This window comes from Janibacter zhangyanbonis (assembly GCF_050507325.1).
GTDB lineage: Bacteria > Actinomycetota > Actinomycetes > Actinomycetales > Dermatophilaceae > Janibacter.
The window spans coordinates 3,112,142-3,127,013 of sequence record NZ_CP191481.1; the positions used below are offsets into that span (position 1 = coordinate 3,112,142).

General features: G+C 72.7%; 13 protein-coding genes. 3 read left to right on the forward strand and 10 right to left on the reverse strand.

The features are described from left to right. Positions 1 to 30: 30 nt before the first annotated feature. The 3 genes from ACQBJO_RS15295 to pyrE all read right to left on the reverse strand — a co-directional run bounded on the left by ACQBJO_RS15295 (position 31) and on the right by pyrE (position 2,434). Positions 31 to 822, reverse strand: coding sequence for an HAD family hydrolase (locus ACQBJO_RS15295; RefSeq protein ID WP_421008884.1), 792 nt, complete (start codon positions 820 to 822; stop codon positions 31 to 33). 106 nt (positions 823 to 928) lie between these two features. Further along, positions 929 to 1,795 (reverse strand): siderophore-interacting protein, encoded by an 867-nt coding sequence (locus ACQBJO_RS15300; protein ID WP_421008885.1) that lies wholly within the window; start codon positions 1,793 to 1,795, stop codon positions 929 to 931. Positions 1,796 to 1,879: 84 nt separating this feature from the next. Next, complete coding sequence (pyrE, locus tag ACQBJO_RS15305; protein WP_255184543.1) at positions 1,880 to 2,434, reverse strand: orotate phosphoribosyltransferase; 555 nt, start codon at positions 2,432 to 2,434, stop codon at positions 1,880 to 1,882. Positions 2,435 to 2,556: 122 nt separating this feature from the next. Between pyrE and ACQBJO_RS15310 the strand changes: the two genes are divergently transcribed. Beyond that, positions 2,557 to 3,147: a hemerythrin domain-containing protein gene (locus ACQBJO_RS15310; RefSeq protein WP_421008886.1), complete on the forward strand. Its 591-nt coding sequence runs from the start codon at positions 2,557 to 2,559 to the stop codon at positions 3,145 to 3,147. Here ACQBJO_RS15310 and ACQBJO_RS15315 read toward each other — a convergent pair. Both ACQBJO_RS15315 and ACQBJO_RS15320 read right to left on the reverse strand, forming a co-directional pair. Then, positions 3,119 to 3,889: an SDR family NAD(P)-dependent oxidoreductase gene (locus ACQBJO_RS15315; RefSeq protein WP_421008887.1), complete on the reverse strand. Its 771-nt coding sequence runs from the start codon at positions 3,887 to 3,889 to the stop codon at positions 3,119 to 3,121. The genes ACQBJO_RS15310 and ACQBJO_RS15315 overlap by 29 nt on opposite strands. Beyond that, complete coding sequence (locus ACQBJO_RS15320) at positions 3,886 to 4,632, reverse strand: dienelactone hydrolase family protein (protein WP_421008888.1); 747 nt, start codon at positions 4,630 to 4,632, stop codon at positions 3,886 to 3,888. Before ACQBJO_RS15320 ends, ACQBJO_RS15315 begins: the two co-directional genes overlap by 4 nt. A 273-nt stretch (positions 4,633 to 4,905) precedes the next feature. Between ACQBJO_RS15320 and ACQBJO_RS15325 the strand changes: the two genes are divergently transcribed. Both ACQBJO_RS15325 and ACQBJO_RS15330 read left to right on the forward strand, forming a co-directional pair. After that, positions 4,906 to 5,739 carry an exodeoxyribonuclease III gene (locus ACQBJO_RS15325; protein WP_255184547.1) on the forward strand — a complete coding sequence of 278 codons (834 nt, stop codon included), beginning with the start codon at positions 4,906 to 4,908 and terminating at the stop codon, positions 5,737 to 5,739. Beyond that, positions 5,736 to 6,617 carry an alpha/beta fold hydrolase gene (locus ACQBJO_RS15330; protein WP_255184548.1) on the forward strand — a complete coding sequence of 294 codons (882 nt, stop codon included), beginning with the start codon at positions 5,736 to 5,738 and terminating at the stop codon, positions 6,615 to 6,617. The genes ACQBJO_RS15325 and ACQBJO_RS15330 overlap by 4 nt, the downstream gene beginning before the upstream one ends. Here ACQBJO_RS15330 and ACQBJO_RS15335 read toward each other — a convergent pair. The 5 genes from ACQBJO_RS15335 to ACQBJO_RS15355 all read right to left on the reverse strand — a co-directional run bounded on the left by ACQBJO_RS15335 (position 6,579) and on the right by ACQBJO_RS15355 (position 14,737). Beyond that, positions 6,579 to 8,288 (reverse strand): MFS transporter, encoded by a 1,710-nt coding sequence (locus ACQBJO_RS15335; protein WP_421008889.1) that lies wholly within the window; start codon positions 8,286 to 8,288, stop codon positions 6,579 to 6,581. The genes ACQBJO_RS15330 and ACQBJO_RS15335 overlap by 39 nt on opposite strands. Before the next feature lies 1 nt (position 8,289). After that, positions 8,290 to 8,982 (reverse strand): LppX_LprAFG lipoprotein, encoded by a 693-nt coding sequence (locus ACQBJO_RS15340; protein ID WP_421008890.1) that lies wholly within the window; start codon positions 8,980 to 8,982, stop codon positions 8,290 to 8,292. Positions 8,983 to 9,056: 74 nt separating this feature from the next. Further along, complete coding sequence (locus tag ACQBJO_RS15345; RefSeq protein ID WP_421008891.1) at positions 9,057 to 10,064, reverse strand: FAD-dependent monooxygenase; 1,008 nt, start codon at positions 10,062 to 10,064, stop codon at positions 9,057 to 9,059. A 123-nt stretch (positions 10,065 to 10,187) separates the two neighbouring features. After that, positions 10,188 to 12,761, reverse strand: coding sequence for an ATP-dependent chaperone ClpB (gene clpB / locus ACQBJO_RS15350; RefSeq protein ID WP_255184553.1), 2,574 nt, complete (start codon positions 12,759 to 12,761; stop codon positions 10,188 to 10,190). A gap of 485 nt (positions 12,762 to 13,246) precedes the next feature. Beyond that, positions 13,247 to 14,737 (reverse strand): LCP family protein, encoded by a 1,491-nt coding sequence (locus tag ACQBJO_RS15355; RefSeq protein ID WP_421008892.1) that lies wholly within the window; start codon positions 14,735 to 14,737, stop codon positions 13,247 to 13,249. Positions 14,738 to 14,872: the final 135 nt, after the last annotated feature.

Below are 14,872 nucleotides of genomic sequence, written 5' to 3' on the forward strand. Positions count from 1 at the left end.
GGGGACATGATGCCCCCGCCGGGGCCCTCCTCAGTGGAGCGGAGCGAGGGCGTCTGCGAGACCGTCGTCGTCGACCGACCCGGTCGTCTCGTCGGCGGCCGCGACGACCTCCGGCGGGGCGCCACCCATGGCGACGCCGCGGGCGGCCCAGCGGAGCATCTCGAGGTCGTTGCGCTGGTCGCCGGCGGCGAAGGTGCGCGAGGGTTCGATGCCGAGCTTGCGCCGGACGAGCTCGAGGGCCGAGCCCTTCGACACGCCCTCGGGGGCGAGGTCGAGCCACGCGGTGTAGCCGACGGCATAGCTCACGCCGTGCAGGCCGATCCGCTCGACGAGCTCGAGGAAGTCCTCGCTCTGGCCCTCGGGGTCGTGGAAGCTCACACGGGTGGTCGGCCGGGCGACGAGCTCCTCGAAGGGGACGACGACCTGCTCGCCCTGCAGCACGCCCTCGGGGTAGGGCCGGGCGACCTTGAAGCCGACGCCGACCTCCTCGACCGCGACGAGGATGTGCGGCGCGTGCTCCATGACGAGCGTCAGCGCCTGCCGCGGGTCGAAGGTCACCGTCTCCTCGACGAGGTATCCGTCGGGGGCCGTCGGGTCGAGCCGCACGGTCACGGCGCCGTTGGAGCACACGGCGAACCCGTGGCTGAGATCGAGCGCCCGCAGGATCGGCAGGGTCGCGACGATCGAGCGGCCGGTCGCGATGACGACCTCGTGCCCGGCGTCGGAGACGGCGCGGATCGCGTCGCGCGTGCGCTCCCCGAGCTCTCCGGCGTGGGTGACGATCGTGCCGTCGACATCCAGGGCGACGAGGTGCGGCTCCATGGTCGCCACGCTATCTGCCGTGCCCCTTCCGGTCCCTGAGTGGGTCCCACGCTCCGCGTGGGCGGTCGCGAAGCGACCGTCTCGAAGTGCTGTCAGGTGGGCGGGGTCAGCCGCGGGCGGCGCCGAGCTTCCAGTAGCCGGAGAAGGTGATGGCCCGCTTGTCCATCCCGACCTCCTGCACGAGGTGACGACGAAGGGAGGTCGCCAGCCCCGACTCCCCGCACAGCCACGCGTAGTCCAGGTCGGCGGTCAGGTCCGGGGCGGTCGCGAGGGCCGCCAGCACGGCGGTGCCGGGCGCGGCGTCGCCCCGCTCGTGGACGGTCACCGCGGCCGGGAGCTCGAGCCCGTCGAGCACCACGCGGGAGCCGACTTCGACATGCGCCTCGATGCCCTCGCCGAGACCCGGCAGGCCCCGGCGGAAGCGCTCCTCGAGGATCGCGAGCAGCGCGGGCACGGCCGTCTCGTCCGCCACGATCAGCTGACGGGGCGCGTCCCACGTCGAGTACAGCGCGCCACCGGAGCGGAAGCCGGCGGTGTCGCCCACGGCGGCCGTCGTCGCCCACGCCGAACCCGGCCCGGAGTCACCGTGGGTGACGATGTCGACGTCGAGCTCCCCTTCGTCACGACGCAGCGCGCGCACGGTGTACCAGCGCAGGCCCGGCTGCTCGCTCTCGGGCATGTCGGCGATGGCGGTGCGCACATTGGTCCGCTCGGGGTCGGGCAGGTGCAGCCGGCCGTCGGCGCCGGGCATGAGCAGGCCGAAGTACTCGTCCGGGCCGAGCAGCTCGTAGCGGGTCAGCTCCGGCGCGCTCAGGGTGATCCGGCGCATGACCGGGTTGAGGTCGACGACCCGCGACACCGTGACGGTGAACTGCGACTCCTCCGGACGCTCCGCGTAGTCGGCCATCGTGCGGCGCGCGTAGGCGCGGGCGGCGCCGAGGACGACGCGGTCCTTGAGCTCGGCGATCTTCATGACTCTCCTGGTGCCGGAATCGACTGACTTAGGAGAGCCTAACCTCTTCGGCCTGCTTTCCCCAGACCGGAGCGACGTGCGGGCTCAGGCGAGCCCGAGCTCCTCGAGCCCGAAGACGTGGCGGTACTCGAGGCCCGCCTCGGCGAACTTCTCCGCCGCACCGGTCGCCCGGTCGGCGATCGTCGCGACGGCGACGACCTCGGCGCCCGCCTCGCGGGCGGCATTGGCGGCCTCGAGCGGCGAGTTGCCCGTCGTCGAGGTGTCCTCGACGATCAGGACGCGGCGACCGGAGATCGACGGGCCCTCGATGCGCTGCTGCAGGCCGTGCGCCTTGCCCGCCTTGCGCACCACGAAGGCGTCCAGCCGCTCCCCCTTCGCCGCGGTGGCGTGGAGCATCGACGTGGCGACCGGGTCGGCGCCGAGGGTCAGCCCGCCGACGGCATCGAAGTCCAGGTCGGAGACCAGGTCGAGCATGACGCGGCCGACGAGCGGGGAGGCCTCGCCGTCGAGGGTGATGCGGCGCAGGTCGACGTAGTAGTCGGCCTCCTTGCCGGAGGAGAGGGTCACGCGTCCGTGGACGATGGCCTTGTCCTTGACGATCTCGAGCAGGCGGGCGCGGTCGGCGGCGATGTCAGTCACGCCCGCAGTCTATGGACTACGTTGGCGCCAGCGTCGCGTGCCGGTGGCAGACCGTGCCAGGCATGGAGGCGCCGCACCCGAAGGAGGACGCGCGATGCGCGCACCCCACCCTTCGCCCTCGCATGACTGAGGGCGAGCACATCCGGATCATCGCCTGGGCACACGAGCTGCGGGCGGTCCACCGCCGCCTCCGCGAGGCCCTCGAGCTCGTGCGCACGGCCGGGACCGACCCCGCCGCCGCCCGTGACCTGCTGCTGTACTGCCGCGGGTTCTGCACGGCCCTCACCCGCCATCACGAAGGGGAGGACCGTCACCTCTTCCCCGCGGTCGCCGCCACGCACCCCGAGCTCGCCGAGACGCTGCGCAAGCTCACCCAGGACCACTCGATGATGAGTCACCTCATCGGCGGCCTCGAGGCGGCGCTCGACCGCGACGCCCCACCCGACGTGGTGCGCTCGCACGTCGACGGGCTCGGCGCGATCATGGAGTCGCACTTCCGCTTCGAGGAGCGGGCGCTGCTCGAGGTCCTCGAGACGCTCGACCTGCCGACCGACCCCGCCGCCGTCCTCGGCCCCCTCTGGACTCTGCACAACCCTAGGGTTCTGCAGAGTTCAGAACGCAAAACCCTAGGGTTTTGCAGGGTTGGGCTGGGCCCCGTCACTGCGGTCTCCGGCGAAGGGGAGGTCAGTCCGGCTTGCGGTGCAGCGCCGTGATGCGCGGGTTGCGCACGATGGCGCGCGGCAGGTGCCGGGCCACGGCGACGATCGCCTTGTACTGCGCGCTGGGCACGGACACGACCCGGCCGCGCTCGGAGTCGGCGAGGGCCTGGCGCACGAGGTCGCCCGCGTCGAGCCAGAAGGGCCCCGACCGCTCCCCCTTGTCGATGCCCGCCCGCTCGTGGAACTCGGTGCGCACGTAGCCCGGCAGCAACGCCATGACCTGCACCCCGGTGCCGGCGAGCTGCCCGGAGAGGGACTCGGTGAAGGTCGTGACATAGGACTTCGCCGCGGCATAGGTCCCGCTCGCGCTCAGGCCGGCGACCGACGAGACGTTGATGATCCGTCCGCTCCCCCGCCCGACCATCGCGGTCGCCGCCGCGTGGCTGAGGACGAGCACGGCCCGCACGAGCACGTCGAGCAGCTGCTCCTCGGCCTCGACGGCGCTGTCGACGAAGCGCGAGTTGAGCGAGTAGCCGGCGTTGTTGACGAGCACGTCGACCGGCCGGGACGCGTCACGCAGCCGCTCGGCGACCCGCTCGAGCTGCGCCCGGTCGGCCAGGTCGGCCGGCAGGATGTCGACGGCCACACCGTGCCGTCCCGAGAGCTCGCCGGCCACGGCCGCGAGCCGGCCCTCGTCGCGGGCGACGAGGACGAGGTCGGCCCCCTGCGCCGCGAGCTGCTCGGCGAACTCGCGCCCGATGCCGGCGGTCGCGCCGGTGACCAGTGCCGTGCTCATGCGCCCAGGGTCCGGTCGAAGAGCTCGCGCAGCTCGCGCCAGTGCCGGTCCTCGCCGGCCTGCTGGTGGCTCGCGGTGTCGGTCATCGTGTAGCCGTGCGGCGCGTCGGGGTAGACGGCGGTCGTCGCGGTGAGCCCGTGCTCGGCGAGCGTGCGGTCGAGCAGCGCGGCGCTCTCGGGCGGCATCGACTGGTCCTTGTCGGCGTGCCCGTAGACGAACTCCGCTGTGGCAGAGGCGAGTCGCAGGTGCGGGCTGTCCGGTTCGTCGGTGGCCAGACGTGCACCGTGGAAGCCGCCGCACGCCGCGATGCTCTGCTCGAGGCCGGCGACGCGGGTCGAGAACTTCGCCCCCATGCAGTAGCCGGTGACGCCGATCGGCCCGTCGGTCACGCCGTCGAGCGCCCGCAGCGCGGCGACGTAGTGCGGGGTGTCCCGCTCCATCGCCGGCCCGTCGAGCGCGGCGAGATAGGGCGCGGCGACCGCGCCGTAGGCGGCCCGCTCCTCGGGGATCCGCAGGTCGGTACGGGGCGTCGTCTCGGCGGCCGTGCCGGAGCGGTACATCGTGTTGGGCGCGAGGACGATGTAGCCCCACGACGCGATGCGGTCGGCCATCTCCTCGATGCGGGCCCGCAGCCCGAGCGCGTCGATGCACAGCAGGACGCCGGGGTGCGGCTGGTCGTCGGGCCGGGCGACGACGGCCTCGGCCGTCCCGTCCGCAGCCGGGATCTCGATGAAGGGGCGCATGCTCCGCACGCTAACGACCCCCCTTCCCCGTGGCCAGCCGCCGGTCCCGCGTCGTGAATGCGACGCGCAGAGCGGACCCGAGCATCACGGCGGGCAGCGCCGCGCCGCCCAGCCCCGGCCCGGGCCGACGCCCCAGCAGAGCGTGACGTGGCGTCGATGCCGGCGGTGGCGGTGGCGGGAGCAGGGGTCTCGTCAGGCCTCACCAGCACGCCACCGTCCGCCCGTAGCGGCCGGGAGGACATCCCCTCGCCGGCGGTGGCTAGGGTGGCGCCCGTGCGTATCGCGACCTGGAACGTCAACTCCATCCGCTCCCGCGTCGACCGCGTCGAGGCCTGGCTGCAGCGCAGCGACGTCGACGTGCTCGCCATCCAGGAGACCAAGGCCAAGGAGGAGCAGTTCCCCTTCGACCGCTTCCGCGACCTCGGCTACGAGGTGGCCCACCACGGCATCAACCAGTGGAACGGCGTGGCGATCCTCTCCCGCGTCGGCCTTGAGGACGTGGCCATCGGCTTCGACGGCGACCCCGGCTTCGGCGATCCCGTGGCGCCCGAGGCGCGCTCGATCGGCGCGACCTGTGGCGGCGTGCGGGTCTGGTCCCTCTACGTGCCCAACGGCCGCACCCTCGACGACCCGCACATGGCCTACAAGCTCGAGTGGCTGGCCCGGCTGCGTGACCGCGCCGTCGAGTGGGCCGCCGACGGCACCCCCGTCGCCCTCTGCGGCGACTGGAACGTCGCGCCCCAGGACGAGGACGTGTGGTCGATGGAGTACTTCGCCGACAAGACCCACGTCTCCCCGCCGGAGCGGGCCGCCTTCCACGCCTTCCTCGACGCGGGCTTCACCGACGTCGTGCGCCCGCACGCCCCCGGCCCCGGCACCTACACCTACTGGGACTACCAGCAGCTCGCCTTCCCCAAGCGGCGCGGCATGCGCATCGACTTCGTCCTCGGGTCGGCGTCCTTCGCCGAGCGGGTGAGCGGCGCGGCGATCGACCGCGAGGAGCGCAAGGGCAAGGGCGCGAGCGACCACGCGCCGGTCATCGTCGGTCTCGACGGCGACGACGGCGCGGCCGTGGACAAGCCGGTCGAAGGGGGCCCCGCCCGGTGAGTGCCGACCCGCGCCTGAGCACGGTCCTCGCCCCGGACGGAGCCCGCATCGCGGTCCGTGAGCACGCGGCTCCTGCCGGCACCGCCGAGGGCCCGACCCTCGTCCTCGCCCACGGCTGGTGCCTCGCCGCCGAGACCTGGGACCGGGTCGTCGCGGAGCTGCAGGCCCGGCGCCCGCACCTGCGGGTCATCACCTACGACCAACCCGGGCACGGGCTCTCCACGCCCGGCCACGACCGGCAGGTCAGCCTGCTCGACCTCGGCGCCACCCTGCGCGAGGTCATCGCCGAGACGGCTCCCGAGGGTGATGTCGTCCTCGGAGGTCACTCGATGGGCGGCATGACCGTCATGGCGCTCGCACAGGTCGCGCCCGAGCTCTTCGCCGAGCGGGTGCGCGGCGCCGCGCTCGTCGGCACGGCCTCGTGGCTCGGCACTCGGCGCCCGATCCCCGGCGAGGGCATCGCCATGGCCGTGCTCGGCCGTCTCCCCGCGGGCACCCGCGGCCTGCCGACGACCCCGCGCCTCACCGCGGCCAACCTCTTCGGCACCGACCCCGACCCGCAGGCCGTGCGCGCGACCGGTCGGCTGACGAGCCGCACCCGGGCCAATGTCGTCGCCGACTGGCACCGCGCGATCGGTGAGCTCGACTTCCGTGACCACCTCGCCCCCTTCGCCGGGGTCCGCACGGTCGTGCTCACCGGCGCCCGCGACCGGCTGACGCCCGTCTCCGCAGGTCGGCGGCTGGCCGCGGGGATCCCCGGTGCCGACTTCTGGTCGGTGCCCCGGGTCGGCCACATGATCACCTACGAGGCGCCGCGGCTCGTCGCCGACAAGATCGAGCTACTCCTCGACGCCCCAGCTGCGAGCGATCGAGCCTGAGCCCTCGCGGCGCCGCACGCCCAGGCAGACCAGGGCGAGCAGCGCGCCGAGCGCGGCGGAGCCCGCTGCGCCGATGAAGACGGTGTGCACCTGCAGCAGCGCCGCGTCGAGCAGCGCCTGCGCGTCGGTCTGCTGCTCGCGCGGCAGCGCGTCGACCGCCTCGTAGTAGCGGTGCAGGCCGAGCCCGGTGAGCAGGGCGAGGCCGACGACCATCCCCACCATCCGGCTGACGACGACGAGGCTGCTCGCCGTGCCGTGCGCGTGCTGCGGGGCGTCGGCGAGCGCGGCGTCGTTGACCGGCGCGAGCGCCATGCCCAGGCCGAAGCCGACGACCGCGAGCGTCACCGTCGCGGAGACCTGGGCGAGCGAGTCGTGCCCCCAGCCAGACATGACGAGCAGACCGACGGCGGCCAGGGCCAGCCCGACGCCGGCGGACAGGCCGTCGCCGACCCACCGCAGCACCCAGCCGCCGACGAGCGCCCCGACGGGCACGGCGACGAGGAACTTCACCAGCTCCATCGCCGCGTCGGTCTGCGTCCCGTCGGTCGTCAGCCGGGAGAAGAGCGGGACGTCGACGACGACCGCGACGAGCGCGACGCCGACGAGCAGCGAGATCGCCAGTGCCCAGCCGGTGCGGCCGCGCACCGTGCCGCGCGGCACGAGCGGCGAGGGCGCGGTGCGGTGGCGCCAGACGTAGAGCAGCAGCGCGACGACGGCTACGGGCAGCAGGGCGTAGCCGAGCGGCCCGACGACCTCGCTCTCGGGATCGGCGGAGCTGAAGGTCAGCACGACGCAGCCCAGGGCGGTGCCGAGCAGGAGCGCGCCGGGCAGGTCGCTCTCGCGCAGCGGCGGCCACCAGCTGCGCACCGTGAGCACCCCGACGAGCAGCGCGAGCGCGAGGGTCACGAGCCCGATCGGCGTGGCCAGCCGGCTGTCCCCGGCGAAGGGGACGAAGGGCAGCCCGAGGTAGACGTCGGTCGCCAGCGCCCGCGGCGCGGCGAGGGTGAGCCAGAGCAGGCCGACCGTGACGACCCCCAGCCCCGTGGTCACCAGCCGAGGACGAAGGGGGCGAGTCTCCCCCTTCGCGCTGCGGGTCTCAGCCGCGATGGCCACCCACAGCAGCACGCCGAGGACGACGTTGAGCCAGAAGATCGCCCGCCAGTCGGCGACGAGCAGGACCGCCGCGCCGAGGAGCGGGCCGAGCACCGAGCCGAGCTCCTGGACCGCGCCGACGACACCGAGCGGCATCCCCCTTCGCCCCGGCGGCCACAGGTCGGCGACGAGGGCGAGCGTGGCGGGCACGAGCCCGCCGCCGCCGACGCCCTGGACGATGCGCCCGGCGACGAGGATGTCGAGGTCGACGGCCAGGGCGGTGATGCCCGAGCCGACGACGAAGACGACGAGGCAGCCGAGGAGGATGCGCGACCGGGAGACGAGGTCGGCGAGTCGGCCGATGAGCGGCAGGACCGCGATGTAGCCGAGCAGGAAGCCGGAGATGATCGGCGCCGCGCGCTGGAGGTTGTCCAGGCCCAGGCCGACGCCGCTCATCATGTCGGTGAGCGCGAGCACGACGACATAGGTGTCGGCCGCGGCGAGCGCGACCGCGGTGGAGGCGAGGGCGAGCAGGACCCGCGGGTTGGTGCGGGCGGCGCTGGTGACGGGCGTCGTCACGTCAGGAGGAGGGCTTGGTGATCTCGACGTCCTTGCCGTAGTCCGAGAGCTCGAGCGTGTAGGTCGTCTCCGACTCCTTGTAGAAGTCACCGGTGATCTCGACCTGGCGCAGCTCGCCGCTGTCGGGCTCGATGCCGTAGGTGACGTCGAAGTCCTCGCCCCCCTCCGCGAGCCCGAAGAGCCGCTCGATGTCGGCCTTGGGCACGGTGCCGGTGTACTCCTGCAGCACGGTGTCGCCGTCGCGGGTCTTCTCGCCCGCCTTGGCGCCCTCGGTGTGCTCGAGGATCTGGTCGACACCGCTGCCGGTGCGGAAGAACTCAGCGGGGTTGGGGGCGCCGAGGTCCTTCATGTCCACGGGGTTGAAGTCCTTGGTGAAGAAGGACATCCACGTCTTGTCGTCGATGGCGATGATCTCGACGCCCGCGGAGGCGCCGTCGATGACGCCGGTGACCTGGCCCTGGAACTTCGGGGTCGTCGTGTCGACGATGCCCGAGCCGTTGGCCGCCGAGACGCCGTTGCGCCCCTTGGGGATCGCCGAGGACTTCAGGTCGAAGGCCACCGTCCCCGAGTCGACAAAGGTCGTGCGGGCCGCGTCGAGGGCTTCCTGGGGCGGGGTCGCCTCCTCGAAGGCCGAGCACCCCGCGGTCAGGGTGAGCACGAGGGGCACGGCGGCAAGCACTGATCGTCGTCGCATGGCCGTCAACCTAACCGCTGGGTCGCCCACGGGGCGAGGACCGTGACATACCTCCCCGGTCACGCGGCGTCGGCTCACCAGAGCCGGCTCGTGGCCACGCGCAGCGCGGGCAGGGAGGCCGCCCGCAGCACCTGACCGCGCAGGTGGCGACGACGGGCGAAGGCGCGGGGCGCTCCCTTCGTCCCGTGGCGGTGGACCGCGTCGGCCAGCGCCACGGCGTCAGCGAGCGCCTCGTTGGCCCCGCGCCCGAGGTTGGGGCCCATGGCGTGGGCCGCGTCGCCGATGACGACGAGGGCGTCGTCGACCGGGGTCCGCAGCGGCGGGGCGAGCAGGACGCGCTGGGCGTCGGCTGCGTCACCGACGGCCGCGAGGACCTCGCCGACACGCCTGTCCCAGTCGGCGAGACGACCGCGGACCAGGGCGACGGCGTCGTCGCGATCGACCTTGACGCCCCGGTGGTCGCCGCGCACGGCGGCGAACCACGCCGCGCCCTGCGGGCCGGGCGTCACCCCGAAGAGCCCGCCGCGCCCCCACCACTCGGTGGCGGTCGTGACGGGTGGGCCCGGCAGGTGACCGCGCAGCGCGATCCAGTCGGTGACGACGGGCGCCGACCCGGCCCACGTGTGCTGGCGCACGGCCGAGCGCACGCCGTCGGCGCCGACGACGAGGTCGGCACCGGTGCTGCTGGCCAGGGCCCGAGGGTCGGTGACCAGCTCGGTGAGCCGGGTGACCGAAGGGGGGATCGCCGCCTCGAGCGCCACCACGAGATCCGGGCGTGGGACGAACCACAGACGCGGCGCACCGTGCCCGGCCGACTGCAGCTCGTGGATCGGCCGGCCGTCGGAGCGGCGCAGGGCGCCCCCGGTGACCGGCAGGGAGGTCCGGCGGGTCGCCTCGCCGACACCGATCGCGTCGAGGGCATCGCGGCCCCCGCGCCAGAGGGCGAGGACGGTGCCGGCGCCGGCCCGCTCGGGCCGTTCCTCGACGAGGGTCACGTGGACCCGGCGGGGGTCGAGGGCGGCGGCGAGGGCCAGACCGGCGATGCCGCCACCGACGACGAGGACGTGTTCGCGAGCTCGCACGCCCCCAGCCTGCCAGCCGGGAGGCGCCCCCTGCCGACAACCCTGCACAACCCTAGGGTCTTGCAGGGTTGCCTTCCCGCAACTGTGCAAGACCCCAGGGTTTTGCACAGTTGCGGGACCGGGTCAGCGAAGGGAGAGCCCGCCACCCTCCTCGTCGCGGTCGACGACGACGGTCGAGCCGTCGCGCACGTCGCCGGCGAGCAGGGCGGTGGCCAGCCGGTCACCGATCTCGCGCTGCACCAGGCGCCGCAGCGGGCGGGCACCGTAGGCCGGGTCGTAGCCGCTCTCGGCGAGCCACTCGCGGGCGGCCGGGGTGACCTCGAGGTCGATCCGCCGGTCGGCGAGGCGGCCGGCGAGCTCGTGCACCTGCAGCTCGACGATGTGGCCGAGCTCGTCACGGCTCAGCGCATCGAAGATGACGACCTCGTCGAGCCGGTTGAGGAACTCCGGCTTGAAGGCCTGCCGCACGACGCCCATGACCGACTCGCGCCGAGCCTCCCCTTCGAGCAGCGGGTCCGTGAGGAACTGGCTGCCGAGGTTGGAGGTCATCACGAGGATGACGTTGCGGAAGTCGACCGTGCGGCCCTGCCCGTCCGTCAGGCGCCCGTCGTCGAGCACCTGCAGGAGGATGTCGAAGGTCTCCGGGTGCGCCTTCTCCACCTCGTCGAGCAGGACGACCGAGTAGGGACGCCGGCGCACCGCCTCGGTGAGCTGGCCACCCTCCTCGTAGCCGACATAACCCGGAGGCGCACCGATGAGACGCGCGACCGCGTGCCGCTCGGCGTACTCCGACATGTCGATGCGCACCATCGCGCGCTCGTCGTCGAAGAGGAAGTCGGCCAGCGACTTCGCCAGCTCGGTCTTGCCGACACCCGTCGGGCCGAGGAAGAGGAAGGACCCGGTCGGCCGGTCAGGGTCGGCGATGCCGGCCCGCGAGCGTCGCACCGCGTCGGAGACGGCGCGCACGGCGTCGGTCTGGCCGATGAGCCGCGAGCCGATGATCGACTCCATGCTCAGCAGCTTTTCGCTCTCGCCCTGCAGCAGCCGGCCGGCGGGGATGCCGGTCCAGGCCGAGATGACCTCGGCGATGTCGTCGCTGCCGACGCGGTCCTTGACCATCGGCGAGCCCTCGCTCGACTCGACCTCGGACTCCTGCGCCTGGGCGGCGGCCAGCTCCTGCTCGGCGGCGGGGATGTCGCCGTAGAGCAGCTTGGACGCGCCCTCGTAGTCGCCCTCGCGCTGCAGCCGGTCGGCCTGCGTGCGCAGCTCGTCGACGCGCGCCTTGAGGTCACCGACGCGGTTGAGGCCGGACTTCTCCGCCTCCCACCGCGCGGTGAGCGCCGCCAGCTCCTCGGACTTGTCGGCGAGGTCGGCGCGCAGCCGCTCGAGCCGGTCGACGGAGGCTGCGTCCGACTCCTTGGCCAGGTGCAGCTCCTCCATCTTCAGCCGGTCGACGGCACGGCGCAGCTCGTCGATCTCGACCGGGCTGGAGTCGATCTCCATGCGCAGTCGCGACGCTGCCTCGTCGACGAGGTCGATCGCCTTGTCGGGCAGCTGCCGGCCGGTGATGTAGCGGTCGGACAGCGAGGCCGCCGCGACGAGCGCGGTGTCCTCGATCTCGACCTTGTGGTGCGCCTCGTAGCGCTCCTTGAGGCCGCGCAGGATCGCGATCGTGTCCTCGACGCTCGGCTCACCGACGAAGACCTGCTGGAAGCGGCGCTCGAGCGCCGGGTCCTTCTCGATGTGCTCGCGGAACTCGTCGAGCGTCGTCGCACCCACGAGCCGCAGCTCGCCACGGGCGAGCATCGGCTTGAGCATGTTGCCCGCGTCCATGGCGCCCTCGCCGGACGCGCCGGCACCGACGACCGTGTGGAGCTCGTCGATGAAGGTGACGACCTCCCCTTCGCTCGCCTTGATCTCCTCGAGCACCGCCTTGAGCCGCTCCTCGAACTCGCCGCGGTACTTCGCGCCGGCGACCATCGCGCCGAGGTCGAGGCTCACGAGCCGCTTGTCGCGCAGCGACTCGGGCACGTCGCCGTCGACGATGCGCTGGGCCAGCCCCTCGACGACGGCGGTCTTGCCGACGCCGGGCTCGCCGATGAGGACGGGGTTGTTCTTCGTGCGGCGGGAGAGCACCTGGACGACCCGACGGATCTCGGCGTCGCGGCCGATGACCGGGTCGAGCTTGCCGTCGCGCGCCGCCTGGGTGAGGTCGGTGCCGTACTGCGCCAGCGACTCGCCGCCGTCGGCGGGCGTCTCGGAGGTGACCCGGCGGCCGCCGCGCAGCTCGTCGATCTTCGTCTCCATGTCACGGGCGCCGCGCTTCTCGACGGCCGCGAGGTGGCCGGTCTCGGCGAGGGCGAGCAGGAGCAGGTCGAGGGCGAGGTGGGTGTCCCCCTTCGCCCGCATGAGGGTGTCGCCCTGCTGGAGCACGGCGAGCAGGCTGCGTCCGAGCGAAGGGGAGCTCGCCGCACCACTCGTGGTCGGCAGCGCCCGAACGGCCGCGTCGGCCTGCGCGAGGACGTGGCCCGCGCCGGTCCCGGCGGCCTGCAGGAGGGTGTCGCACTGCGGGGTGTCGAGCTGCACGAGGGCGCTCACGAGGTGGTCGGGCGTGACCTCGGGGTGCCCCTCGGTCTGGGCCGAACGCTGGGCCAGGGCGAGCGCCTCGGCCACCTTGGTGGTGGGCTGGAAGTCCATGGGTCTCCTCTACGACTGGCGGGTGGTCTCTGCTCTGACCAACCTCCCCAGAGTTGAGTCTATTCCGCTCAACTCTGTCGCCGCGCAATTCTATCGCCCCACCCGCACCCGCTCCCACCTCCGGACGAAGGGGGACGGCTGTGCCCCACCCCGCTCCCGGCGAGGAGGGTCGGCGCGCTGCCGAAGTCCTTCGTTGTCGTGTGGCCGAGTTGTCGTTCTCGACTTCGGCTTGACGCCACGCCAACCCTCCTCACCGTCCGCTGACCCGGTTGGCGCCACGGCGACGCCCGGGAGCCGCAGGCCGAAGGGGGATGGCTGCGCACATCTAGCCGAAGTCAGGCACGACAACGCGACGCGCCCACGAGTCGAAGGACTTCGGCGGGCGCAGCCGTCCCCCTTCGTCCGGAGGCGCCTGCAGCCGACCGGTCCGCAAAGCCTTGACATCGAGAGAGTGCATTGCCGTTGGGCAATGCAGAGTCTCGGGGTCAGCAGGTGGCGGTGATGTCGCTGAGCTCGTCGCCGTTGGTCGTCGAGGTGGACGAGGGCTCGGTCGTCGAGGTCGACGGGGTGCTCGAGGTCTTCGTCTTGGGCGCCGGGGGCGGCGGGTTGATCGCGTCCTGAACCATCTCGTGGATCTCGACGTAGTCGGGGTTGTTGACGTCGATGTTCTTGTTGGTCAGGGGCAGCGACTTGATCTTGCCGCCGTCCTGGATCCGCAGGACGAGCTCGGACCACGCCTTGAGGTCCTGCTGCGGGATGTCGACCTTGACGTTGTCCTCGAGCGTCTTCGCGAGCTTGGGGTAGCGCACGAGCATCGAGGTCGGGTTCACCTGGTTGAGCAGCGCGCCCACCATGCAGCGCTGGCGGCGCATCCGCGAGAAGTCACCGTCACTCGACTCGGCCCGGGAGCGCGAGTACCAGAGGGCGTGGTAGCCGTCGAGCTTCTGCACGCCCGGCTCGATGTAGCCGGTCGTGCCGACGACGACGCCGCCCTCGATCTTGCAGCCGATGCACACCCGCTCCTTGACGTCGATCGTCACGCCGCCCATCGCGTCGACGAGCTGGGTGAAGCCCTGCAGGTCGATGACGGTGGTGTAGTCGATGTCGAGGCCGAGGATCTGCGAGGCAGCATCCTTCGTGACGGTCAGGCCGGGGTTGTCGTCGCCGGGGAAGAGCTCGGCGTTGTCCCGACCGAGGGTCCAGACGTACTCCATGAGGCACTGGTCGCCGCAGTTGAACCCCTCGGGGTACTGCTCCGACAGCGGGTTGTCCTCGGAGAAGGGGATGTTCTGCAGGTTGCGCGGGATGCCGAAGAGCACGGTCTCGCCGGTCTGCGTGTCGACGCTCGCGACCATGACGGAGTCGGGGCGGATGCCGTCGCGGTCCTCGCCCGCGTCGGAGCCGACGAGCATGACGTTGACCCGGTCGGTGCCGGCCCACGGGTCGTCACCATCGCCCGGCGCGGCCGCGCCGGCGGGGCGCAGCTGGTCGAAGACCGAGCCGATGAGCGAGCGCTGGATGACGGCATAGCGCACCGACTGCGCGGCAGGCGCGAAGATCAGCAGGGCCGCGAGCGCGGCGAAGACGACCATCGCGACCTTCGGCCGGCCGTGGCTGCCCTCGGGCATGTTGTCGCGAGCGGTGATGACGATGCCCCAGATCCACACGAGGGCGCCGACGAGGATGACCGGGATGAGGACCATCAGGGCGCTGCGGCTGACGCCGACGCTGATGACCGAGGAGGTCACCCCCTTCGCCAGACCCCACGCGCAGACGGCGAGGATCGTGAGGAAGAAGCCCGCGACCAGGGCGATGCCGGTGCGGCGCCGGGTGTGGATCAGACCCAGCCCCGGGATGATCGTGCTGGCGGCCGTCAGCGTGTAGAAGCGACGCGTCTGGCGGGCGTTGCGGCGCGAGGCCATGCCACGCTCGCCGAGGGCGCGATGGCGCCCGACGGGCTCAGACCCATATGCCACGGGGCAACCTCCGGTTGTCGGGGACCCGTGGACTCCGTGGGGCAGGACCGTCCGTGGGCAAGTTCGTCACCGTATCGTGACACAGGGCGGGCGCGTCGCCGAAAATCGTGCGGGATCATTCTCCCTTCGCCCGGC